This is a genomic window from Streptomyces sp. NPDC031418, assembly GCF_055581605.1.
The window spans coordinates 25,255-46,614 of the sequence record NZ_JBVIJC010000021.1 but is presented as its reverse complement, the minus strand read 5'-3'; the positions used below and the strand labels follow the sequence as shown (position 1 = coordinate 46,614).

Sequence of the window (21,360 nt, the reverse complement as noted above, 5' to 3'; positions counted from 1 at the left end):
ACGCTCCCCGCCGACCGCGCGGTTGCGGAAGGCGGGGAGAAAAATCTTCGGTTGCACCGAGCAAAGGTTCAAGGGACTTCGACCATGCTCCCGGCCACGTTTATTACCGAGATCCTACAAAGCCCGCGCCGGGCCGGGCGCGGTGGCCTGTTTCAGCGGTGTCCTGCTTCAGCAGTGGCCTGTTTCAGCGGTCGCGCCACTCCGCCGCGACCAACTCCGCGATCTGCGCGGTGTTCAGCGCGGCCCCCTTGCGCAAGTTGTCGCCGCAGACGAAGAGTTCCAGCGCGGTCGGGTCGTCCAGCGCCCGCCGCACCCGGCCGACCCAGGTCGGGTCGGTGCCGACGACGTCGGCGGGGGTCGGGAACTCACCGGCGGCCGGATCGTCGCACAGCACCACACCGGGGGCGGTGGCGAGGATCTCGCGGGCACCCTCGACGCGGACCTCCCGCTGGAAGCGGGCATGGACGGTGAGTGAGTGCGTGGTGATCACCGGGACCCGGACACAGGTCACGGCGACCGGGAGGTCCGGCAGCCCGAGGATCTTGCGGGACTCGTCGCGGACCGTCATCTCCTCCGATGACCAGCCGTCCGCCCGCAGCGACCCGGCCCACGGTACGACGTTGAGCGCCACCGGCTCCGGGAACGGCCCGGTGCCGTCCCCCACGGCCCGCCGTACGTCTCCCGGCTTGGTGCCCAGCTCGGTCCCGGCGACCAGGGACAGCTGGGCGCGCAGCGTCTCCACACCGGCCCGCCCGGCCCCGCTCACCGCCTGGTACGACGACACCACCAGCTCGCGCAGCCCGAACTCGGCGTGCAGCGCGCCCAGGGCGACGATCATCGTCAGGGTGGTGCAGTGGGGGTTGGCGACGATCCCGCGCGGACGGTTGCGCACCGCGTGCCCGTTCACCTCGGGAACCACGAGCGGCACGTCCGGGTCCATCCGGAAGGCGCCGGAGTTGTCGACCACGACCGCGCCGCGCGCGGCGGCGACCGGCGCCCACTCGGCCGCGACCTCGTCGGGCACGTCGAACAGCGCGATGTCGACCCCGTCGAAGGCGTCCTCGCCCAGCGCCGTCACCTCGACCTCCTCGCCGCGCACGGCCAGCTTGCGGCCGGCCGAGCGCGGGGAGGCGATCAGACGGATCTCGCCCCAGATGTCCGCCCGCTGGGACAGGATCTGGAGCATGACCGCGCCGACGGCCCCGGTCGCTCCCACGACCGCGAGCGTCGGCTTCCCGGTCGGGGCCATCAGCGGCCCGTGCCTCCGTAGACCACGGCCTCGTCGGTCTCGGAGTCCAGCCCGAAGGCGGTGTGCACGGCGCGCACGGCCTCCGGCACGTCGTCGGCGCGGGTGACGACCGAGATCCGGATCTCCGAGGTGGAGATCAGCTCGATGTTCACGCCCGCGTCGCTCAGCGCCTCGAAGAAGGAGGCAGTGACGCCCGGGTTGGTCTTCATACCGGCGCCGACCAGGGAGATCTTCCCGATCTGGTCGTCGTAGCGCAGGGAGTCGAAGCCGATCCCCGGGCGGTTCTTCTCCAGCGCGTCGATGGCCTTGCGGCCCTCGGTCTTCGGCAGGGTGAAGGAGATGTCCGTCAGCCCGGTGGAGGCGGCGGACACGTTCTGCACGACCATGTCGATGTTGATCTCGGCATCGGCGATGGTCCGGAAGATCGCGGCGGCCTCACCCGGCTTGTCCGGCACACCGACGACCGTGATCTTGGCCTCGGAGGTGTCGTGCGCGACACCGGAGATGATGGCCTGCTCCACCTGCTTGTCCCCAATCGGCTCACTGCTGACCCAGGTGCCCTGAAGTCCGCTGAAGCTGGACCGGACATGGATCGGGATGTTGTAGCGACGGGCGTACTCCACACAGCGGTGAAGCAGCACCTTGGAACCGGACGCGGCCAGCTCCAGCATGTCCTCGAAGGAGATCCAGTCGATCTTCTTCGCCTTCTTCACCACGCGCGGGTCGGCGGTGAACACGCCGTCGACGTCGGTGTAGATCTCGCAGACCTCGGCGTCGAGCGCGGCGGCGAGCGCCACGGCCGTGGTGTCGGACCCGCCCCGGCCGAGCGTGGTGATGTCCTTCTTGTCCTGGCTGACGCCCTGGAACCCGGCGACGATGGCGATGTTGCCCTTGTCCAGGGACTCGCGGATCCGGCCCGGCGTGACGTCGATGATCCGGGCTTTGTTGTGGACCGAGTCGGTGATGACGCCTGCCTGGCTGCCGGTGAAGGACTGGGCCTCGTGGCCCAGGTTTTTGATCGCCATCGCCAGCAGGGCCATGGAGATCCGCTCTCCGGCGGTCAGCAGCATGTCGAATTCACGCCCGGCAGGCATCGGAGAAACCTGCTCGGCGAGATCGATCAGCTCGTCCGTCGTGTCGCCCATCGCGGAAACGACGACGACAACCTGGTTGCCGTTCTTCTTCGCTTCCACGATCCGCTTGGCGACGCGCTTGATGCCCTCGGCATCGGCTACGGAGGAGCCTCCGTACTTCTGCACGACAAGGCCCACGTGCGCTCCTCGCTCGGTTCGTTTGTGTCGGCTCAGTCTATCGAGCGTCCGAAATCCACCACCGTGCTCCCGCATGGTGAGACATCGTCCGCCCGGTTGCGGAACCTGCCCAGCGAGACGCCGCGCACGCGGAACGTGCCATGTGTCACAGCGGGCGCCGACGGGGGCGGCGGGCTACGTGCCCGGCCGGATCCCCAGCGGGTCGCCGATCTCCTGTGCCATCACACGCCCCGCCTCGAACTCGAGGGTCTCGTCGCCCATGCCGGGCTGGTCGGTGTCGAGACCGTCCAGCTCCTCCAGGGGCTGGTTGAGGCGGACGTGGATGAGGACCGACTGGAGGGCGCGCAGCACCGCGGAGGCGGTGGGGCCCCAGTTGGAGAAGTACGAGAACTGCCACCACCACATGGCCTCCGCCGTACGGCCCGCACGGTAGTGGACCATGCCGTGGCGCAGGTCGGCGATGATGTCGGCCAGGTCGTCCGAGATCCGGGCCGGGACGGGCGCCTTGCGGGGCTCGTACGGGTCGAACACCTCGGAGTAGACGTCGACGGGTTCGAGCAGCCGGGCCAGGTTCTCGCGGAGTTCGTCCACGTCCGGCTCGGGTCCCGGGTCGGGCTCGTAGCGCTCGTCCGGGACGATGTCCTCGTGGGCGCCCAGCCGGCCGCCGGCCAGCAGCAGCTGGGACACCTCCAGGAGGAGGAAGGGAACGGTCGAGCCGGGCTCGTCGCCCCTGGCCACCTCGGTGACGGCCACCAGGAAGCTCTCCACCTGGTCCGCGATCTGGACCGCGAAGTCGTCCGGGTTCTGCGTCGAGGCGTGCAGCGTGGCGTCAGACATCTAGGAGTCGTCTCCCCTCGAAGGCGCGGCCGAGGGTCACCTCGTCCGCGTACTCCAGGTCGCCACCCACCGGGAGGCCGCTGGCCAGGCGGGTGACCTTCAGGCCCATGGGTTTGATCATGCGGGCGAGGTAGGTGGCCGTGGCCTCGCCCTCCAGGTTCGGGTCGGTGGCCAGGATCAGCTCCGTGACCGTCCCGTCGGCCAACCGCGCGAGAAGTTCCCGTATCCGCAGGTCGTCGGGACCGACACCCTCGATCGGGCTGATCGCCCCGCCGAGCACGTGGTAGCGGCCGCGGAACTCACGGGTGCGCTCGATCGCGACGACGTCCTTCGGCTCCTCCACGACGCAGATCACCGAGGGGTCGCGGCGGGCGTCCCGGCAGATGCCGCACAGCTCCTCCTGGGCGACGTTGCCGCAGGTCGCGCAGAAGCGGACCCTCGCCTTGACCTCCAGCAGCGCCTGCGCGAGCCGCTTCACGTCCGTCGGCTCGGCCTGGAGGATGTGGAAGGCGATCCGCTGCGCGCTCTTGGGACCGACGCCGGGCAGCCGCCCCAGCTCGTCGATGAGGTCCTGGACCACGCCTTCGTACAACGGACTGCCTTTCCTGGAAGACCTTTCGGTACGTACGGTAGTTGGCCGGGGCCCGTCTTAGAAAGGCAGACCGGGGATGCCCGTGCCGCCGCCCAGGCCCTGGGCGAGCGGGCCGAGCTTCTGCTGCTGGAGCGTCTGGGCGTTCTCGTTGGCCGCCTGGACGGCCGCCACGATCAGGTCGGCGAGGGTCTCGGTGTCGTCCGGGTCCACCGCCTTCGGGTCGATCTTCAGCGCGCGCAGCTCACCGGAGCCGGTCACGGTGGCCCGCACCAGGCCGCCGCCGGCCTGCCCGTCGACCTCCGTGTTCGCCAGTTCCTCCTGCGCCTGCTGGAGATCCTGCTGCATCTTCTGGGCCTGCTGGAGCAACTGCTGCATATTGGGCTGGCCACCACCGGGGAACACGATCAGCTCCTCTGCCGTTCGCTACGACTCCGTCGTGAACGAGCCTACGTGGTCCACCCGACCCTCGCCCCGCCACTCTTTCGAGTGAGAACGATGGCAGACCCGTACCTGATCAAGGCCCTCTTCCGGGCGGAAAAGTCGGGAAAGCGACCTCTCCGCCACCCATTGGGCGGTAGGAAGGGTCCCGCGCGTCGGCAGGAGATGTCACGCAACGTGACCGGTCGTGATCAGTAGGGAGTGCCTGGTGGGTCAGCCGGAGATGCAGCCCGAGGGTCCGCCTCAGGACGGGCGGGGCGAGGGTGCGGCCGGGCTGCGGCCGGGCGATCTGACCGGGCGGGCGTTTCCGCTCGGGGACTGGGGCGAGCCGGCCGAGCGGCTGGACGAGCTGTACCGGTGGGTGGAGCGCGGGGCGTTGCAGACGGCGTCCTGGTATCTGCGGGACCGGATGTGGAAGCGGCGCGGGGCGCGGGTGCTGCGGGCCGGGGCGGCGGCCGGGGCGGTGGCCGGGGCCGCGCTGCCGCTGCTCGACCTCACCGGCGCGGTCGGCGGGGTGGCGCCCTGGGGCTGTCTGGCGCTGCTGGTCGCCGTGGCGTGCGTCGGCACCGACCGCTACTTCGGGGTGACGTCCGGGTGGATGCGGGACGTGGCCACCGCGCAGGCGGTGCAGCGGCGGCTCCAGGCGTTGCAGTTCGACTGGGCGTCGGAGAGCGTGCGGGAGGTGCTGGGGCCGGCGGAGGGCACGGCGAGCGAGGCGGCCGAGCGGTGTCTCGGGGTGCTGCGGCGCTTCTCGGAGGACATCACCGAACTGGTCCGCACGGAGACCACCGACTGGATGGTGGAGTTCCGCACGGGGACGGCGCCGCTGGGGATGCAGGCGGCGGTGGCGTACGTACCTCGGCAGGAGGGCGGCGGCTCCACCGGCCGCTTCCCGCTCCCCCCGGCGAACGGCACCCGCCCGAACATGCCCCGCCAACGGCCGCCCGAGCCGCGCTAGCCGCGTTCGGCGCTGCCCTCACTGCTTGCCGTAGGTCAGGCTCTCGCCGCCGCCCGCCTGGGACCGCTTGAGCCGGCCGTCCGACAGCAGGGTGACCTCCGTGGCCTCGCCCGGGGTGCACGAGGAGGCGGGCCGGCCGGTGACGACGCTGGACGGGCCGATCTCCAGCGGCCCCTGGGCTCCGGGCTGTTCGGTGAGCCGCGCCGTGAAGACGCAGTGGTACGAGCCCCCGCCCTGGGCCGGCCCGTCCGCGACCAGCGTCAGCACGGCGTCGCCCACCTTGCCCTGCTGGATGGTCAGCGTGCGGGTGTTGGTGCCGGCGGCGTTGTCGATCGTCGTCGACCAGGTGCCCAGATAGGCCTCCGGGACGGCGCCGTCGGCGGGCGCGGAGGTGGTGGGGGTGGCGGAGGTGGGGTCCGGCGGGGTCGGGCGCGGCGCGGGGGCGGAGGCGGTGGGCGCGGGGCTGACGGTCCCGGCGCGCTTGTGGTCGTCCTTGCCGCCCCTGGTCAGCAGCGCGTACACCGAGCCGCCCGCGCCCAGCGCCACCACCAGCGCGACCACGACGAGGAGCGCGGTGGACCGCCCACTGCGCCGCTCCGGCTGCTGCGGCACCGGCCCGTACGACGTTGGCACGGCGGGCGGATACCCGTACCCGCCGGCCTGGGTGGGTTGCGTGTGGTGCGCGTGTCCGGCCTGCGGGGGCTGGGGATACCCGTATCCGCCCGCCTGCGCGGGTTGCGTGTGGTGCGTGTGCCCCGCCTGCGGGGGCTGGGTGTGGTGCGCGTGGCCGGCCTGCGGGGGCTGCGGATACCCGTATGCCGGCCCGAACCCCGGGGCCGGTGGCGGCACCGGCGCGGCCGCGCCGACGGGCGGATATCCGGCCCCGCTCCCTGCTCCGTCGACCACGGCGGCATGCTCGACGGCTCCGCCCTCAACCCCGGCCGCGGGCCCCGCCGGGGGTGTGAGCGGTGCCGCCGGGAAACCGGCTCCGGCACCGAGACCGTCGGCCCCGGCGCCCACACCGGCACGCGGAGACGTCACCTGCCCAGGCCAGGCGGGCGGTGCCGACGGGACCCCGGGCCCAGCACTGACGCCGTCGGCCCCAGCACCGGGCAACGGGGCCTGGCCCGGCCGCGTGGGCGGCACCGGCGGGGCCCCGACACCAGCGCCAGCGGCGCCCGCCTCCGCACCTGGCGACGGCACTTGCCCAGGCCACGCGGGCGGCGCCGTCGGCAACCCGGCCCCAGCGCCCGCACCAGCAGCTAGCGCCGCACCGGCACCAGTCCCAGCAACGGCACCAGCGCCACCCGCGCCCTGCGACTGCCCGGCCCACACAGGCGGCACCGACGCGGACCCGGCCCCGGCACCAGCGCCACCAGCGCCCGCACCCGCACCAATCCCCGCACCGGCACCACCGGCACCACCGGCACCACTGCCGGCCCCGGTGCCACCGGCACCAGCACCAGCACCAGCCCCGCCCGCCTTCGACCCCTCTTCCGTCCCCTCCGGGTCCTCCACCTCCAGCAGGCCCACCGCGTGGCGGCCCAGCTGGGCGACCAGGATGCTCGGCAGCCAGGGGTCGCGGGAGCGGCCGCCGCTCACCGTGTCCTCCGCGCCCATCCGCTCCAGCAGCGCATCCAGGGACGGCCGGGCCACGGGGTCCTTGCGCAGGCAGTCACGGACCAGGTCGGCGATCCCCTCCGGCACCCCCGCGAGATCCGGTTCCTCCTGAGCGATGCGGAACATCAGCGCGGGCACCCCGCTGTCGGCGGTGCCGAAGGGCAGCGTCCCGGTCGCCGCGTACGCCAGGACGGAGCCGAGGCAGAACACATCGCAGGCCGGGGTGATCCGGTCCCCGCGCACCTGTTCCGGAGCCATGAACCCGGGCGACCCGACCAGCGCCCCCGCCCGGGTCAGCGCCTCCGCGCCGCCCACCGCCGTGGCCTCCAGCGCCCGCGCGATACCGAAGTCGATGACGCGCGGCCCGTCGAGGGTGACGAGCACGTTCGACGGCTTCAGATCCCGGTGCACGATCCCCGCCGCGTGGATGTCCTTGAGCGCGTGCGCGAGCCCCGCCGCGAGGACCCGTACCGACCGCTCGGGCAGCGCCCCGTGCTCGTGCCCGACGACCTGCTGGAGGCTCGGCCCGGCCACATAGCCGGTGGCCACCCACGGCACGGCGGCCTCGGTGTCCGCGTCCAGCACGGGCGCGGTCCAGTAGCCGCCGACCCGCCGCGCGGCCTGCACCTCCTGCCGGAACCGCGCCCGGAACTCCTCCTGCGCGGCCAGCTCCGCCCGCACCAGCTTCACGGCGACGGTACGGCCCCGGTCCGACCGGGCCAGATACACCTGCCCCATGCCCCCGGCGCCCAGCCGCGCCAGCAGCCGATAGCCCCCGATGTGCTGCGGATCCCCCGGCCCCAGCTTCTGCATCGCCGCCCGCCTCTCCCCCCGGACACGCACGCGTACCCGCACACGTACGCGTGCAACGCAGCGAGAATAGTCCCGCCCCGCGCCCTCTTCCTCGACATGCTGTCGCAGAAAGCCGCCTCTCACAGAACAAGACGCCGATGTCGCTTCCGCATCGCGGACATTTACCCTCGGCCGCATGACCCCTCAGCCCAGCCCCGAAGCCGGCGCCGCAGTGAAGGCCGCGGACCGCGCGCACGTCTTCCACTCCTGGTCCGCGCAGGACCTCATCGACCCGCTCGCCGTCGCCGGCGCCGAGGGGTCGTACTTCTGGGACTACGACGGCACCCGGTACCTCGACTTCACCAGCGGGCTCGTCTTCACCAACATCGGCTACCAGCACCCCAAGGTCGTCGCGGCGATCCAGGAGCAGGCCGCGACGATGACGACGTTCGCGCCCGCGTTCGCCGTCGAGGCGCGTTCGGAGGCCGCCCGGCTGATCGCCGAGCGCACCCCGGGCGACCTGGACAAGATCTTCTTCACCAACGGCGGCGCGGACGCCGTCGAGCACGCGGTGCGCATGGCCCGGCTGCACACGGGCCGCCCCAAGGTGCTCTCCGCCTACCGGTCGTACCACGGCGGCACCCAGCAGGCGGTGAACATCACCGGCGACCCGCGCCGCTGGGCCTCCGACAGCGCCAGTGCCGGTGTCGTCCACTTCTGGGCGCCGTTCCTCTACCGCTCCCGCTTCTACGCCGAGACCGAGGAGCAGGAGACCGCGCGGGCGCTGGAGCACCTGGAGACGACGATCGCCTTCGAGGGCCCGGGGACCGTCGCCGCGATCATCCTGGAGACCATCCCGGGCACGGCCGGGATCATGGTGCCGCCGCCCGGCTATCTGGCCGGGGTCCGGGAGATCTGCGACCGGCACGGGATCGTCTTCGTCCTGGACGAGGTGATGGCCGGGTTCGGCCGTACCGGCGAGTGGTTCGCCGCCGACCTCTTCGGGGTCGTACCCGACCTGATGACCTTCGCCAAGGGGGTGAACTCGGGTTATGTGCCCCTCGGCGGTGTGGCCATCTCGCAGGAGATCGCCGAGACCTTCGCCAAGCGCCCCTACCCCGGCGGTCTCACCTACTCCGGGCACCCGCTGGCCTGCGCCGCCGCCGTCGCCACGATCAACGTGATGGCGGAGGAGGGCGTGGTGGAGAACGCCAAGCGGCTCGGTGAGACGGTCCTCGGCCCCGGCCTCGCCGAGCTGGCCGCCCGGCACCCCAGCGTCGGCGAGGTGCGCGGTGTCGGCATGTTCTGGGCGCTGGAGCTGGTGAAGAACCGGGAGACCCGGGAGCCGCTGGTGCCGTACAACGCGGCCGGGGAGGCCAACGCCCCGATGGCCGCCTTCGCGGCCGCCGCCAAGAAGCACGGCATCTGGCCCTTCGTGAACATGAACCGGACGCATGTGGTCCCGCCGTGCACCGTCACCGAGGCCGAGCTGAAGGAGGGCCTGGCGGCCCTCGACGCGGCGCTGACGGTGGCCGACGGGTACACGGAGTAGGACGCCCCGGGAACCGAACGCGTAAGGTGACGTGCTCGTAAGCCAGTACGAGAGCCGTACGAGACCCGCGAGCACGTCACCTTCGCGCGAGGAGTGAACCCGACCATGCCCGGCACCGGCGCCGTGACCCGCAGCACCCTGCGCCAGCAGATCGCGGACGCGCTCCGCGACGAGGTGCTGGCGGGGCGGCTGCGGCCGGGCCGGGCGTTCACCGTCAAGGAGATAGCCGACCAGTACGGCGTCTCCGCCACCCCGGTCCGCGAGGCGCTGGTCGACCTGTCGGCGCAGGGCATCCTGGAGGCCGACCAGCACCGTGGCTTCCGGGTGCCGGAGTACTCCCTCGCCGACTACCGGGACATGATCGAGGCGCGCAGCCTGGTCACCGACGGCATGTTCCAGGCCCTCACCACCGGCCACCCCGCCTTCCGCACCCCGCCGGAGGACCCGCGCACGGCGGCGACGCTGAGCACCGTGCGGCGCCGGGGCGAGGAGGCCCAGCGGGCGGCGGCAGCCGGCGACCTCACCATCCTGATCGGCTACGACCTGCGCTTCTGGCGCGAGCTGAGCATGCTGTTCGGCAACCCGTACCTGGCCGATTTCCTGCACCGGCTGCGGGTGCAGTCCTGGGTCTGCGCGGTCCAGCACCTGCTGCGGCTGCCCGAACTGCGCGGCCGGCTCTGGGCCGGGCACACCGACCTGGTCGACGCGCTGGCCCGCCGCGAGTCCGACACCGCCCGGGCGATCGTCACCGCGTCCAACGCCCACTCCCTCGCCCTGCTCGAAGGGGTGAGCGCGGGCGAGGGCGGGGCACCCGGTCGGGAGGACCGGTGACGGGCCGGTCGAAAGGGTAGGGGGCGGTCGGGAGGGTATGGGACCGGCACCGCACCGACTACCCTGCTGTGACCGCTTCCCCGTGTGAGGAGCCCTCTTTGGCCTGTGATCTGTGGCTGGTACCGCTCGTGGACGTCCTGTGCCACACCCCGGACAACCCGTTCGCCGAGGAACTCGCGCAGTACAACGACGCGTTGGCCACGGCCGGGCTGCCGCCGGTGCCGGTGTACCAGTACATGCCGGGCCTGTCCGGCGAGGTCGCCCCGGTCGCCGGTTTCGACTACGACGCCCTCCATTTCCTGCGCCGCGCCTACCTCCTCCAGGTCTGCGGTCTGCCGGTGACGCCCGTGGACGAACTCGGCGGCGACTACGAGCAGCTGCTGGAGATGTTCGAGTCCACCGCCCAGCAGTCCCACCTGGTCTGGCACTACGACCACGCGGGTGCGTACGTCCCGGTCGACTTCCCGCATCCGCTGTCGAACGACGAACTCCTCGCGGGCGGCGGCCCGTTGGGCTCCTCGCAGAGCCTGCTGCGCGAACTGGAGTACGTGGCCCCGAGCATCGGCATCGACCCGGCCAACCCCCCGGCCGCCCCGGCCCCGCCGACGGCCCCCACGGAGCTGGAGGAACCGGCCCTCCCCGCGCCGTACGACCCGAGCCCCTTCGCCCGCGAACGGCATGTGTGGCTGGGCCTGCACGCGGCGGCGACGCGCTCGCTGGCACAGGGGTCGATGATCGTGTTCAGCTGAGCCGACGGCCTGTTACGTTGCGCGAGCGAATGGCAACGATAAGTGCATGACCCTCGCTCCCAGAGTGACAGCCCTCGCCCTGGCGGCCCTCCTCGGCGCCGCCGTCCCCGCCGGCGCGGCGGAGGACCTGCCCACCTACACCTGCCCGCAGCGACTGTCCGTGCCGGCCGCCACCCCGCCCTCGGTGGCGGCCGCCGGCTGCATCGCGAGCAACGGCGCCCCGGAGGCCGGCGTGCTGGACCGCGCGGTCAGGGTCGTGCTCCCGGACTCCCTCGACCCGGCGTCCGCCGACAGCACGAGCCTGATCTGCCGGTCCTCGTCCGCCACGGCCGAGGACGCGGGCAGCTCCGTCGTCCTGCGCGACTGCACCCCGGAGGTCCCGCCGAGATGATGTGATTCCACCCACCTCTTCTTGCCCTGGGGGGAAATGCCCGCCTACGTTCGGTCGCATGTCCCCCCACGACCCCGTCCACGACTTCACCGTCGACCTCAGCGCGCACGAGATGCTCCGGCGCACCCATGTCATGGCCGCACTCGGCCCCGACTGGGACCCGGCGGCGGCGCTGCGCGGCGAGGAGGAGGCGCGTGCGCTGCTCTACTCCGGCCTGGACGCGGAGCAGCAGCGGATCCACGACGAGCTGGTGGCGGCCGGTGTGCTGCCGCCGGGACCCGGCGATGCTGCCGCTTGACCCGCAGGCCGAGCCCGGGCGGCGCGCCTGGCTGCCCTGCCCGAACTGTCCCGACGGCACCTGGCGCTACCTGCTCTCCAACACCGGCAGCCTGCTGCACCTCCAGTGCCCGGTGTGCCACCACGTCTGGAGCCACGAGACCTACTTCGGCGCCACCCGCCCGCCGGCCTGAGGACCGTACGGCGAAGGGCCGCCGGGATGCGTCCCGGCGGCCCTTCGACCGTGCTCACGAAAGCTTCGCGCTCGTGACGGCCTGGCCTCAGAAGACCGGCGTGCCGTTCTGCGTCAGCTTCCAGTTGGTGACCGCGAAGTCGGCCGGGTCGAGGACCTTCTTGGCCGTCACGTAGTCGATCATCAACTGGCGGATCTCGTTGGTGGAGCTGTAGGCGATGTCCGCCGTGGCGATGTGCGGGTAGCCGGAACCGCCGTTCGCCCGGTAGTTGTTGACGGCCACGACGAAGACCTGGTCGTCGGGGATCGGGGCGCCGTTGTAGGTGAGGTTCTTGATCCGCGAACCCTCCGGCTGGGCGATGTCGATCTCGTAGTCGACGCCCGCCGCCGTGTCGTACATGTAGTCCCAGAAGTTGTTGGCGTTGGTGAGGGTGGCGGTGTCCACCTTCGTGCCGGCCGGGACCTGGTGGTAGTACTTCGCCCCGTACTCCAGGTAGTCCTTCAGCTGGGCGCCGGTCAGCTTCTTGCCGTACAGGGTGTTGTCGTAGATGTAGAGGCCGGCGATGTCCTTGATGGTGACGCTGCCCTGGGGGATGTCGGCGGTGCGGGAGAAGGGCGCCGCGACCGAGATCAGCGGGAGGGCGGCGTCCGAGGCCGACAGGCCCGCCTTCACGGCGTCCATCTGGACCTTGTGGATGAAGTCCATGATGGGGACGTCCCGCCAGCAGGAGTCGGCCGCCGAGAGGTCCTGGGTGCAGGTGCCGACCGCCGTGTTGACGTACTTCACGACCAGCTCGTGGTCGTCCGTGAGCAGCTGCTTGATCTCCGGGTCCTCGTCCACCGTGTTGGGGTTGAGGGTCTGCGCCTTCTTGCTGGTCACCTTCCACTGGCCGTGGTGCAGTTCCAGCTCGAAGTCGAAGACGCTCAGCCGGAAGCCCCAGCAGTACGGCTCGGAGAGGAGGACGTCCTCGCCGGTCTGCTCGTTCTTCACGGTGTACGACGGCACCTCGACGTGGGTGTGGCCGACCAGGATCGCGTCGATGCCGGGGACCTGCTGGGCGACGAGGTTGGAGGCGTTCTCGACGTAGGGCAGCGAGTCGCCGTACGAGGAGGAGCCGTCCATGCCGGAGTGGTCGGTCAGGAAGACGACGTCGCAGCCGAGCGCGCGCAGCCGGGGCACGTACTTCTTCGCCTGCTCCACCAGGCCGGGGAACACCATCTTCCCGCTGACGTTGTCCTTGTCCCACAGCGCGATACCGGGGTTGGTGAGGCCGAGGATGCCGACCTTGATGTCCGGGGCGCCCGGCACGCAGATCCGCTTCACGGTGTACGGCTGGAAGGCGGGGCGCAGGGTCTTGGCGTCCAGGGCGTTGGCGCCGAGCAGCGGGAAGTCGCACTGCTCCTCGAACTTGCGGAGCGTGTCGATGCCGTAGTTGAACTCGTGGTTGCCGAGGGCGGCGGCGTCGTAGCGCATGTGGTTCATGGCCGCGGCCATCGGGTGCTGGGGGCCGTCCTCGCCGGTGATGGGCTGCACGCGGGCGAAGTAGTAGGCGAGCGAGGTGCCCTGGATGATGTCGCCGGCGTCGACGAGGAGGACCCGGTGCTCGCCCTTGGCCTCGCGCTGCTGCTTGATGAGGGTGGCCACGCGGGCGACGCCGCAGGAGTTGCCGGCCTTGTCCTTGTAGGCGGCGTCCTTGTAGTAGTCCCAGTCGAAGACGTGGCTGTGCAGGTCGGTGGTGCCGAGGATGGAGAAGGACCAGGTGCGCGGCGCCTTTCCGGGCCGGTGACCGGCCTCGGCCGCCTGCGCGGGGCCGGCGGCGACGGTCCCGGCGGCGGCCACTGCCGCCCCGGTCACGGCCGACTTCTTCACGAACTCCCGGCGGTTCATGGGACTGAGGGGCATTCAGGGCTCCTGGAAAGGGCTGGGCTGGGGAGGACTTGAGGAGAGGCCGCGCTGGTGCGGTGCGGGGCTACCCGCGTAGATGCTTCTCAGGTCCCACCGGCCCCGGAACCAGGATTAAGTCATGCTCAGGTCAAGTTCGGTAAAATTCGCGAGCACACCGACGCCCCCGCCGGTCGGAGCCGGCGAGGGCGCGGGAAAGGTGTCGGCCGGGTCGACTCCGGCCGAACACCACGTCAACTGTGGCTTACAGGAACGAGTTGACCTCGATCGTCTCGTCCCGGCCGGGGCCCACGCCGATCGCGGAGATCGGGGCGCCGGACATCTCCTCCAGCGCCTTGACGTAGTTCTGCGCGTTCTTCGGCAGGTCGGCGAAGGTCTTCGCCTTGGTGATGTCCTCGGACCAGCCCGGGAGGGTCTCGTAGATCGGCTTCGCGTGGTGGAAGTCGGTCTGCGAGTACGGCAGCTCCTCGACCCGCTTGCCGTCGATCTCGTAGGCCACACAGACCGGGATCTCCTCCCAGCCGGTCAGCACGTCCAGCTTGGTGAGGAAGAAGTCGGTCAGGCCGTTCACCCGGGTCGCGTAGCGGGCGATGACGGCGTCGAACCAGCCGCAGCGCCGGTCACGGCCGGTGGTCACACCCCGCTCGCCGCCGATGCGGCGCAGCGCCTCGCCGTCCGCGTCGAACAGCTCGGTCGGGAACGGACCCGCGCCGACCCGGGTCGTGTAGGCCTTGAGGATGCCGATGACCCGGCTGATCTTCGTCGGGCCGACGCCCGCGCCGGTGCAGGCACCGCCGGCGGTCGGGTTCGAGGAGGTGACGAAGGGGTACGTGCCGTGGTCGATGTCCAGCAGCGTGCCCTGGCCGCCCTCGAAGAGCACGACCTTGTCGTCCTCCAGGGCCTGGTTGAGGATCAGCACCGTGTCCGCGACATACGGCTTGATCTTCTCGGCGTAGCCCAGCAGCTCCTCGACCACCTGGTCGGCGGTGATGGCGCGCCGGTTGTAGAGCTTGGTGAGGATCTGGTTCTTGACGTCGAGCGCCGCCTCCACCTTCTGCTGGAGGATCGACTCGTCGTACAGGTCCTGCACCCGGATGCCGACGCGGTTGATCTTGTCGGCGTAGGTCGGACCGATGCCGCGCCCCGTCGTACCGATCTTGCGCTTGCCGAGGAAGCGTTCCGTCACCTTGTCGACGGTCACGTTGTACGGCGTGATGACGTGCGCGTTTCCGCTGATCAGGAGCTTGGACGTGTCGACGCCACGCTCGTTCAGACCGCTCAGCTCGGAGAGCAGGACCGACGGGTCGACGACGACACCGTTACCGATGACCGGCGTACAGCCGGGCGACAGGATTCCGGAAGGGAGCAGATGCAGCGCGTACTTCTGGTCGCCGACGACCACCGTGTGGCCGGCGTTGTTGCCGCCCTGGTATCGCACCACATAGTCGACGGAGCCACCGAGGAGGTCCGTCGCCTTTCCCTTGCCTTCGTCACCCCACTGAGCACCGAGCAGCACAAGTGCGGGCACGCGCGTACACCCCTTCCGGGCGGGGCATGTCCAAGGTCGGGGGCAGGGGCGTAAGGTTCACCGCCGCGTACCACCGCGACCGCCTTTGGTCGCACAACCGTCGGACCGGATGCCCCGGAATAGACGAAGCCCCTGGCGCAATAGCGCAAGGGGCTCTTGCACAAAGATGCTACCCGAGGAAGCGAGGCAGGACCGAGGTGGCGACTTCCGCGACGTCCGATCAGCTGCTGGTGATCATCGATCCGGCGGCACGGCAGACGGACGGGGAGTCCGTACGGATCGCGAAAGACGTGCTCAGCGCGGGTGCGGCGGCCAAGGTGTGTCTCCCGGACGGGCCCGAGGAATTCGCCCGGGCACTGGGCCGACGGGGGTCCCGCCGGCCGGTCGTGGTCGGCGGCGACCAGGCGCTGGTGCGGGCCGTCACCCTGCTGCACCGCTCGCGGGAGCTGGCCGGATGTGCGCTGTCGGTCGTCCCGGTGGGTGAGACGGCCCTCGCCGAGGCCCTGGGCGTGCCGGGCGGGGCGGTGGCGGCGGCCCGGGCCGTGCTGGACGGGGCCGAGCGCCGGCTGGACCTGCTGGTGGACGACAGCGGCGGGGTGGTGCTGGGCGCCCTGGGCTTCCCCTCGGTGCCGGTACGGGAGCCCGCCGGGGAGCCGGTGCCGGTCGGCTCGGGCCCTTCCTCCCCGCGCCCCCTGGGCGTGCCCTGGTACCGCTCGCTGGTGCGCACCCTGGCCCCCCGCACCCTGGCCGCGCGCCCGGACCGGCTGCCCGCCGTGCCCGCACCGGGGCCGACCCGGCTGCGGGTGGAGGTCGACGGGGAGACGGTCGTGGACCTGGACCAGCCGGTCGAGGCCGTCTCGGTGACGCCGGGCGGCTCCGGGGTGGCGGAGGTGGAGGTCCGCCCGCTGTCGGTGGGGGCGGCTGCCACGCCGGTACGGCTGTCCGGGCGGACGGTGACGGTCACCGGGGCCGACTTCCGCTACCGGGCGGACGCGGCGGTCTCCGGGCCGGTACGGCGGCGGACCTGGCGGGTGCTGGAGGACGCCTGGGGCCTGGTGCTGCCGCCCGCGTGAGCCGCCCCGCACCCCCGCTAAAGGTCTGGTGACACATATTTAACCGCGCCGACCCCTTCCCGTACCCCTGCTGCGTCCACCATCCTGCTCCATCAGGACCCAGCGACCGGACACGGAGGGGGCCACCCGATGGCAGTGGACGAGGACATCGCCCCGGCGGCGAAGACGGACGGCGGAGACGGCGCAGAAACGGTTCACCGGCTGAAACCCAACGCCGTCGGGCTGCTCGGGGTGGTGTTCATGGCGGTGGCGACGGCCGCACCGATCACCGCGATGACCGGCAACGTGCCCTTCATGGTCTCGTCCGGCAACGGCGTCGGCGCACCCGCCAGCTACCTCGTCGCAATGGTCGTCCTGGCAATCTTTTCCGTCGGTTTCACCTCCATGGCCAAGCACATCACCTCCACGGGGGCCTTCTACGGCTTTATCTCCTACGGCCTCGGACGCACCGCCGGACTGGCCGCCGGGTTGCTCGCCACCTTCGCCTACGTCGTCTTCGAACCCGCGCTCATCGGCATCTTCTCCACCTTCGCCACGACCACCCTGAAGGACCAGACCGGCGTCCACGTGCCCTGGTGGGCCTTCGCGGTGCTGATGCTCGCGGTCAACGCCACCGGCACCTGGTTCGGCGTGAGCGTCGCCGAGAAACTGCTGGTGGTGCTGCTCGCGACCGAGGTGACCGTGCTGGCCGCCATGGCGGTGTCCGTGGCCCTGCACGGCGGCGGCCCGCACGGCTTCACCTTCGCCCCCGTCAACCCGGTCAACGCCTTCAAGGGCACCTCCGCGGGCCTCGGACTCTTCTTCGCCTTCTGGTCCTGGGTCGGCTTCGAGTCGACCGCGATGTACGGCGAGGAGTCCCGCGACCCCAAGAAGATCATCCCCAAGGCCACGATGATCAGCGTCCTCGGCGTCGGGGTCTTCTACGTCCTGGTCTCCTGGATGGCCATCACCGGCAACGGCGAACGCGAGGCCCTGAAGGCCGCCTCCTCCGGCAACCCGCTCGACCTGTTCTTCCTGCCCACCGAGCGCTACGTCGGCCACTGGGCGGTCGTCGTCATGCAGTGGCTGATGATCACCGGCTCGCTGGCCTGCGGCATGGCCTTCCACAACTGCGCCGCCCGCTATCTGTACGCCCTCGGGCGGGAGGGGGTGCTGCCCTCGCTCAAGCGCACCATCGGCCGGACCCACGCCCGGCACGGCTCCCCGCACATCGCCGGGGTGGTGCAGACCTGCGTGGCCGCCGTACTGATCGGCGCGTTCTGGGCCGCCGGCAAGGACCCGTACACCGGCACCTACGTCCTGCTCGCCATCCTCGGCACCATGGCGATCCTGGTCGTCCAGGCCGTGTGCTCCTTCGCGGTGCTGGTCTACTTCCGCTCCCACCACCCCGAGAGCCGGCACTGGTTCCGCACCTTCACCGCGCCGCTGCTCGGCGGGGTGGCGATGCTCGCCGTGGTGGTGCTGCTGGTGTCCAACATGGGCGTCGCCGCCGGCCCCGAGTCCGGCTCCCTGGTGCTGAAGGCGACCCCCTGGCTGGTGGCCCTGATCGCGGCCGCCGGCCTCGGCTGCGCGCAGTACCTCAAGCACCGCGCACCCGAGCGGTACGCGCTGCTCGGCCGCACGGTGCTCCAGGAGACCAAGGAGCGATAGCCCCGGGGACCGGTGGATGTGCGCGTCGGCCGGACACCCGCTGCCCGGACACCGGCCGCCCGGTCGGCCCGGTGGCCGGTCAGCGCACCTCCACCCGCAGTCCCTGCAAGCCCCTGATCACGAAGTTCGGCTTGCGCTCCGGCTCCGCCGCCGGGGCCAGGGTCGGGGCCTGCTCCAGCAGGGCCGTCATCGAGGCCGCCAGCTCCATCCGGGCCAGCGGGGCGCCGATGCAGTAGTGGATGCCGGCGCTGAAGGAGATGTGCGGGTTGTCCCGACGGGTCAGGTCCAGGCGGTCCGGGTCGGCGAAGACCTCCGGGTCACGGTTGGCGGAGCCGAACAGCATGGCGATCTCCGCGCCCCTCGGGATCGTCGTGCCGTCGATCTCGATGTCGTCCAGCACCCAGCGTTCGAAGAGCTGGAGCGGGGTGTCGAAGCGCATCAGCTCCTCGATCGCGGACGGCACCAGACAGTGGTCGGCGCGCAGGGCCGCCAGCTGCTCCGGGTGGCGGAACAGCGCCCACCAGCCGTTCACCGTGGCGTTCACCGTCGCCTCGTGACCGGCGTTCAGCAGCAGCACCGCCGTGGAGATCATCTCCTGCTCGGTGAGCCGGTCGCCCTCGTCGTGCGCCGCGATCAGACCCGAGATCAGGTCCTCCCCCGGCTCCTTGCGGCGGGCCGCGATCAGCTCCCGCAGATACCCCGAGAACTCCACCGACGCCCGCACCGCCCGGGCCGCCGTCTCCGGCGACGGGTTCAGCTCGTACATCCCGCAGATGTCCGCCGACCACGGGCGCAGCTGCCCCCGGTCCGACTCCGGGACGCCCAGCATCTCCGCGATCACCGCGACCGGCAGCGGCTCCGCCACCTCCGTCAGCAGATCGCCGCCGCCGCGCCGGACCAGCCCGGCCACCAGGTCCCGGGCCAGCCCGTCGACGTACGGCTTCAGCCGCTCCACCGTGCGCGGGGTGAACGCCTTCGACACCAGACGCCGGATCCGGGTGTGGTCCGGCGGCTCCAGGTCGAGCATCCCGTGGTCGTTCAGCGTGTGGAACGGCTCCTGCTCCGGCGGGGGCGCGCTCCGGCCGAACTCCTCGTGCGAGAAACGGTGCTGGTAGGTGCGGCCGAGGCGGCGGTCGCGCAGCAGCGCGGAGACATCCGCGTGGCGCGGGACCAGCCACTGGTCCGTCGGCTCGTACCGGAGCACCCTGCCGCGGGCCCGCAGCTCGGCGTAGGCCGGGTAGGGGTCGGCGAGGAAGGCGGGGTCCCAGGGGTCGAAAGCGAGGTCCGCAAGCGCTGCCATGGACGGACGTTAGCCCCGAGTGCCGCGCCCTGACCAGGCCCTGGTCTCCGCGCCCCCGGTCTACCGCGGCGCCACCAGGCGGGCCTCGTAGGCGAAGACCGCCGCCTGGGTGCGGTCCCTCAGCCCCAGCTTCACCAGGATGCGGCTCACATGCGTCTTCACCGTGGACTCCGCCACCACCAGCCGCTCGGCTATCTCCCCGTTGGACAGCCCCTGCGCGATCAGGACCAGCACCTCCGTCTCCCGTTCGGTCAGCTCCCCGTACGCCGCCTGCACCGACGGCACCAGCCGGGGCGCCTCGGCCAGCCGGGAGAACTCCGCGATCAGCCGCTTGGTGACCGAGGGCGCCAGCAGCGCCTCGCCCGCGGCCACCACCCGGACCGCCTCGGCCAGCCGGCGGGCGGACGCGTCCTTCAGCAGAAAGCCGGAGGCTCCCGCCCGCAGCGCCTGGTAGACGTACTCGTCCAGGTCGAACGTCGTCAGCACCAGCACCTTCGCCGAGGCGTCCGCCGCGACGATCTCCCGGGTCGCCTCGATGCCGTTCAGCTCGGGCATGCGGATGTCCATCAGCACCACGTCCGGGGCCAGCCGGCGCACCTGCTCGACCGCCTCCCGGCCGTTGACGGCCTCCCCGGCGACCTCGATGTCCGGCATCGCGTTCAGCAGGACGGAGAAGCCCTCCCGGACCATCATCTGGTCGTCGGCGATCAGTACGCGGATCGTCATGCCCCACCCTCGGCCGTGCCCGTGGCGGTGTCCTTGCCGATGTCGACGGCGGTGTCCTTGCCGGTGTCCGGGGCCGTGGGTATGGGGTGGGCCGGGAGGAACACCGTGACCTCGAAGCCTCCGTCGGCCGTCGGGCCCGTCGCCATGTCGCCGTTCAGCATGGAGACCCGCTCCCGCATGCCGGTGAGACCGTGCCCGGCGCCCGGGGAGGGCTTGACGAGGTGGGGTGCCGGCGGCGGGCCGTTGACGATGCGCAGGCCCAGACCGCCCAGCACATACCCCAGCTCCACCCGCGCGCTCGCCCCCGGTGCGTGCCGCAGCGTGTTGCTGAGCGCCTCCTGCACGATCCGGTACGCCGACAGCTCCACCCCCTGCGGCAGTTCGCGCACCGCGCCGGTCACCGCCTGCTCCACCTCCAGGCCGGCCTCCCGCACATTGGCGAGCAGTCCGCCCAGGTCGGCGAGGGTCGGCTGGGGGGCGTCCGGAGCCTCGTAGTGCTCCGCTCGGACCACCCCGAGGACCCGGCGCAGCTCGGTCAGGGCCGCCACCGCGTTCTCCCGGATGGTGGCGAACGCCTTCTCCAGCTCCGGCGGGGGATTCTCCACCCGGTAGGGCGCGGCCTCCGCCTGGATGGCCACCACCGACATGTGGTGGGCGACCACGTCGTGCAGCTCACGGGCGATCGTGGTGCGCTCCTCCAGCAGCGTGCGCCGTGAGCGCTCGTGCTCGGTCACCGACTGCTGGGCCGTCACCTCCTGCGCGGCCTCCCGCCGTATGTGCCAGACCGTGACGGCCAGCAGGCTCAGCGCCGATGTGATCAGCATCGGGGACACGTCGTTGCCGAACCGGCCCCGGCCGATGACGCTTCCGGCGAGGAAGCCGTAGACCGCGGTCATCAGCCACATCGAGGCCGCCGTGCGCGGGCGGGTGCGCAGTGCGACGACCGTGAGCACGACCAGATGGGACAGGAAGCTGCCCGGCAGCCACGGCCAGTCGCTCCAGTCGCCCCGGTCGAGCGCGGCGGCGAGGGTGGTCGCACCCAGCGAGCACCAGAACGCGCCCACCGGACGCGCCAGCGTCAGCAGCACCGGCGCCAGCGCCAGCAGCCCGCAGAACAGGGCCGGCGGACCGTACTCGAAGGAGGCGGCCACGGCGAGGAGCATCGACAGCACGCCCAGGCCGGCCACCACGGTGTGCGGTATCCGGCCCACGTACCCCTTCGAACGGCCGGGCAGGCGGCGGGTGAGCGGGCCGTCCACACCCATGCGGGGCAACGGGCGGTAGGCGAAGGGTTCGTGGAACAGGTCCTGCCGCAGCCCGCGCAGGGCCTCCGCGGCGAACCGGAACTCCGGGCTGCGCGGCCGGCCGGCCGCGCCCGGCGGAGTCGTCTGCGTGTGCGTCGTCTGGGTCACGTACACGACGGTAGGCCTC

The 21,360-nt window shown here is 71.6% G+C and carries 20 protein-coding genes; 9 read left to right on the top strand and 11 right to left on the bottom strand.

What is annotated here, in order from left to right; genetic code table 11:
* Window positions 1–184: 184 nt before the first annotated feature.
* From ACZ5CZ_RS28375 to ACZ5CZ_RS28355, 5 genes are all read right to left on the bottom strand, one after another.
* A complete protein-coding gene (locus tag ACZ5CZ_RS28375) occupies window positions 185–1,249 on the bottom strand; it encodes an aspartate-semialdehyde dehydrogenase (protein ID WP_385848325.1) in 1,065 nt (354 codons plus the stop codon).
* The gene (locus ACZ5CZ_RS28370; RefSeq protein WP_385848323.1) at window positions 1,249–2,520 is read right to left on the bottom strand and encodes an aspartate kinase; all 1,272 of its coding nucleotides are present in this window, start codon (window positions 2,518–2,520) and stop codon (window positions 1,249–1,251) included. Before ACZ5CZ_RS28370 ends, ACZ5CZ_RS28375 begins: the two co-directional genes overlap by 1 nt.
* A gap of 174 nt (window positions 2,521–2,694) precedes the next feature.
* Entirely contained in the window at window positions 2,695–3,357 is a 663-nt protein-coding gene (locus ACZ5CZ_RS28365; RefSeq protein WP_385848322.1) for a DUF5063 domain-containing protein, read from the bottom strand.
* Window positions 3,350–3,949 carry a recombination mediator RecR gene (gene recR / locus ACZ5CZ_RS28360; RefSeq protein ID WP_351243735.1) on the bottom strand — a complete coding sequence of 200 codons (600 nt, stop codon included), beginning with the start codon at window positions 3,947–3,949 and terminating at the stop codon, window positions 3,350–3,352. The genes ACZ5CZ_RS28365 and recR overlap by 8 nt, the downstream gene beginning before the upstream one ends.
* A gap of 57 nt (window positions 3,950–4,006) precedes the next feature.
* The gene (locus ACZ5CZ_RS28355; protein WP_385848321.1) at window positions 4,007–4,351 is read right to left on the bottom strand and encodes a YbaB/EbfC family nucleoid-associated protein; all 345 of its coding nucleotides are present in this window, start codon (window positions 4,349–4,351) and stop codon (window positions 4,007–4,009) included.
* A 244-nt stretch (window positions 4,352–4,595) separates the two neighbouring features.
* On the opposite strand from ACZ5CZ_RS28355, the gene ACZ5CZ_RS28350 reads away from it, so the two are divergent.
* Window positions 4,596–5,345, top strand: a complete 750-nt coding sequence (locus ACZ5CZ_RS28350; protein ID WP_385848320.1) for an SLATT domain-containing protein — start codon at window positions 4,596–4,598, stop codon at window positions 5,343–5,345.
* 18 nt (window positions 5,346–5,363) lie between these two features.
* On the opposite strand, the gene ACZ5CZ_RS28345 is transcribed toward ACZ5CZ_RS28350, so the two are convergent.
* Window positions 5,364–7,778 carry a serine/threonine-protein kinase gene (locus tag ACZ5CZ_RS28345; RefSeq protein WP_468947108.1) on the bottom strand — a complete coding sequence of 805 codons (2,415 nt, stop codon included), beginning with the start codon at window positions 7,776–7,778 and terminating at the stop codon, window positions 5,364–5,366.
* A 175-nt stretch (window positions 7,779–7,953) separates the two neighbouring features.
* Between ACZ5CZ_RS28345 and ACZ5CZ_RS28340 the strand changes: the two genes are divergently transcribed.
* The 6 genes from ACZ5CZ_RS28340 to ACZ5CZ_RS28315 all read left to right on the top strand — a co-directional run bounded on the left by ACZ5CZ_RS28340 (window position 7,954) and on the right by ACZ5CZ_RS28315 (window position 11,750).
* Entirely contained in the window at window positions 7,954–9,309 is a 1,356-nt protein-coding gene (locus ACZ5CZ_RS28340; RefSeq protein WP_385848318.1) for an aspartate aminotransferase family protein, read from the top strand.
* Window positions 9,310–9,414: 105 nt separating this feature from the next.
* Window positions 9,415–10,140 carry a GntR family transcriptional regulator gene (locus tag ACZ5CZ_RS28335; RefSeq protein ID WP_385848317.1) on the top strand — a complete coding sequence of 242 codons (726 nt, stop codon included), beginning with the start codon at window positions 9,415–9,417 and terminating at the stop codon, window positions 10,138–10,140.
* Between the two features lie 98 nt (window positions 10,141–10,238).
* The gene (locus ACZ5CZ_RS28330) at window positions 10,239–10,889 is read left to right on the top strand and encodes a hypothetical protein (RefSeq protein WP_385848316.1); all 651 of its coding nucleotides are present in this window, start codon (window positions 10,239–10,241) and stop codon (window positions 10,887–10,889) included.
* Between the two features lie 46 nt (window positions 10,890–10,935).
* Window positions 10,936–11,280, top strand: a complete 345-nt coding sequence (locus ACZ5CZ_RS28325) for a hypothetical protein (protein ID WP_468947105.1) — start codon at window positions 10,936–10,938, stop codon at window positions 11,278–11,280.
* A gap of 58 nt (window positions 11,281–11,338) precedes the next feature.
* Complete coding sequence (locus ACZ5CZ_RS28320; protein ID WP_385848314.1) at window positions 11,339–11,578, top strand: DUF6400 family protein; 240 nt, start codon at window positions 11,339–11,341, stop codon at window positions 11,576–11,578.
* Window positions 11,565–11,750, top strand: coding sequence for a hypothetical protein (locus ACZ5CZ_RS28315; protein ID WP_387056393.1), 186 nt, complete (start codon window positions 11,565–11,567; stop codon window positions 11,748–11,750). Before ACZ5CZ_RS28320 ends, ACZ5CZ_RS28315 begins: the two co-directional genes overlap by 14 nt.
* Before the next feature lie 87 nt (window positions 11,751–11,837).
* Here ACZ5CZ_RS28315 and ACZ5CZ_RS28310 read toward each other — a convergent pair whose 3' ends face one another.
* Both ACZ5CZ_RS28310 and ACZ5CZ_RS28305 read right to left on the bottom strand, forming a co-directional pair.
* Window positions 11,838–13,652, bottom strand: a complete 1,815-nt coding sequence (locus ACZ5CZ_RS28310; protein WP_385841798.1) for a bifunctional metallophosphatase/5'-nucleotidase — start codon at window positions 13,650–13,652, stop codon at window positions 11,838–11,840.
* A 244-nt stretch (window positions 13,653–13,896) separates the two neighbouring features.
* The gene (locus tag ACZ5CZ_RS28305; RefSeq protein ID WP_385841797.1) at window positions 13,897–15,180 is read right to left on the bottom strand and encodes an adenylosuccinate synthase; all 1,284 of its coding nucleotides are present in this window, start codon (window positions 15,178–15,180) and stop codon (window positions 13,897–13,899) included.
* A gap of 197 nt (window positions 15,181–15,377) precedes the next feature.
* Between ACZ5CZ_RS28305 and ACZ5CZ_RS28300 the strand changes: the two genes are divergently transcribed.
* Window positions 15,378–16,253 carry a diacylglycerol kinase family protein gene (locus ACZ5CZ_RS28300; protein WP_468947103.1) on the top strand — a complete coding sequence of 292 codons (876 nt, stop codon included), beginning with the start codon at window positions 15,378–15,380 and terminating at the stop codon, window positions 16,251–16,253.
* A gap of 129 nt (window positions 16,254–16,382) precedes the next feature.
* The gene (locus tag ACZ5CZ_RS28295; RefSeq protein ID WP_468947101.1) at window positions 16,383–17,903 is read left to right on the top strand and encodes an APC family permease; all 1,521 of its coding nucleotides are present in this window, start codon (window positions 16,383–16,385) and stop codon (window positions 17,901–17,903) included.
* A gap of 79 nt (window positions 17,904–17,982) precedes the next feature.
* Here the strand turns inward: ACZ5CZ_RS28295 and ACZ5CZ_RS28290 are convergent, their stop codons facing one another.
* The 3 genes from ACZ5CZ_RS28290 to ACZ5CZ_RS28280 are packed head-to-tail and all read right to left on the bottom strand — an operon-like array spanning window position 17,983 to window position 21,341.
* The gene (locus tag ACZ5CZ_RS28290) at window positions 17,983–19,203 is read right to left on the bottom strand and encodes a cytochrome P450 (RefSeq protein ID WP_385841794.1); all 1,221 of its coding nucleotides are present in this window, start codon (window positions 19,201–19,203) and stop codon (window positions 17,983–17,985) included.
* Window positions 19,204–19,263: 60 nt separating this feature from the next.
* Entirely contained in the window at window positions 19,264–19,929 is a 666-nt protein-coding gene (locus ACZ5CZ_RS28285) for a response regulator (RefSeq protein ID WP_468947100.1), read from the bottom strand.
* Window positions 19,926–21,341 (bottom strand): sensor histidine kinase, encoded by a 1,416-nt coding sequence (locus ACZ5CZ_RS28280; RefSeq protein WP_385841792.1) that lies wholly within the window; start codon window positions 21,339–21,341, stop codon window positions 19,926–19,928. Before ACZ5CZ_RS28280 ends, ACZ5CZ_RS28285 begins: the two co-directional genes overlap by 4 nt.
* Between the last annotated feature and the right edge of the window lie 19 nt (window positions 21,342–21,360).

What these genes read in the sequence shown, in the direction of transcription:
- ACZ5CZ_RS28375 (WP_385848325.1), bottom strand. Translation starts at nt 1,249, where the DNA reads ATGGCCCCGACCGGGAAGCCGACGCTCGCGGTCGTGGGAGCGACCGGG.
- ACZ5CZ_RS28365 (WP_385848322.1), bottom strand. Translation starts at nt 3,357, where the DNA reads ATGTCTGACGCCACGCTGCACGCCTCGACGCAGAACCCGGACGACTTC.
- ACZ5CZ_RS28340 (WP_385848318.1), top strand. Translation starts at nt 7,954, where the DNA reads ATGACCCCTCAGCCCAGCCCCGAAGCCGGCGCCGCAGTGAAGGCCGCG.
- ACZ5CZ_RS28290 (WP_385841794.1), bottom strand. Translation starts at nt 19,203, where the DNA reads ATGGCAGCGCTTGCGGACCTCGCTTTCGACCCCTGGGACCCCGCCTTC.
- ACZ5CZ_RS28325 (WP_468947105.1), top strand. Translation starts at nt 10,936, where the DNA reads ATGACCCTCGCTCCCAGAGTGACAGCCCTCGCCCTGGCGGCCCTCCTC.
- ACZ5CZ_RS28320 (WP_385848314.1), top strand. Translation starts at nt 11,339, where the DNA reads ATGTCCCCCCACGACCCCGTCCACGACTTCACCGTCGACCTCAGCGCG.
- ACZ5CZ_RS28295 (WP_468947101.1), top strand. Translation starts at nt 16,383, where the DNA reads ATGGCAGTGGACGAGGACATCGCCCCGGCGGCGAAGACGGACGGCGGA.
- ACZ5CZ_RS28285 (WP_468947100.1), bottom strand. Translation starts at nt 19,929, where the DNA reads ATGACGATCCGCGTACTGATCGCCGACGACCAGATGATGGTCCGGGAG.
- ACZ5CZ_RS28345 (WP_468947108.1), bottom strand. Translation starts at nt 7,778, where the DNA reads ATGCAGAAGCTGGGGCCGGGGGATCCGCAGCACATCGGGGGCTATCGG.
- ACZ5CZ_RS28310 (WP_385841798.1), bottom strand. Translation starts at nt 13,652, where the DNA reads ATGCCCCTCAGTCCCATGAACCGCCGGGAGTTCGTGAAGAAGTCGGCC.
- ACZ5CZ_RS28335 (WP_385848317.1), top strand. Translation starts at nt 9,415, where the DNA reads ATGCCCGGCACCGGCGCCGTGACCCGCAGCACCCTGCGCCAGCAGATC.
- ACZ5CZ_RS28315 (WP_387056393.1), top strand. Translation starts at nt 11,565, where the DNA reads ATGCTGCCGCTTGACCCGCAGGCCGAGCCCGGGCGGCGCGCCTGGCTG.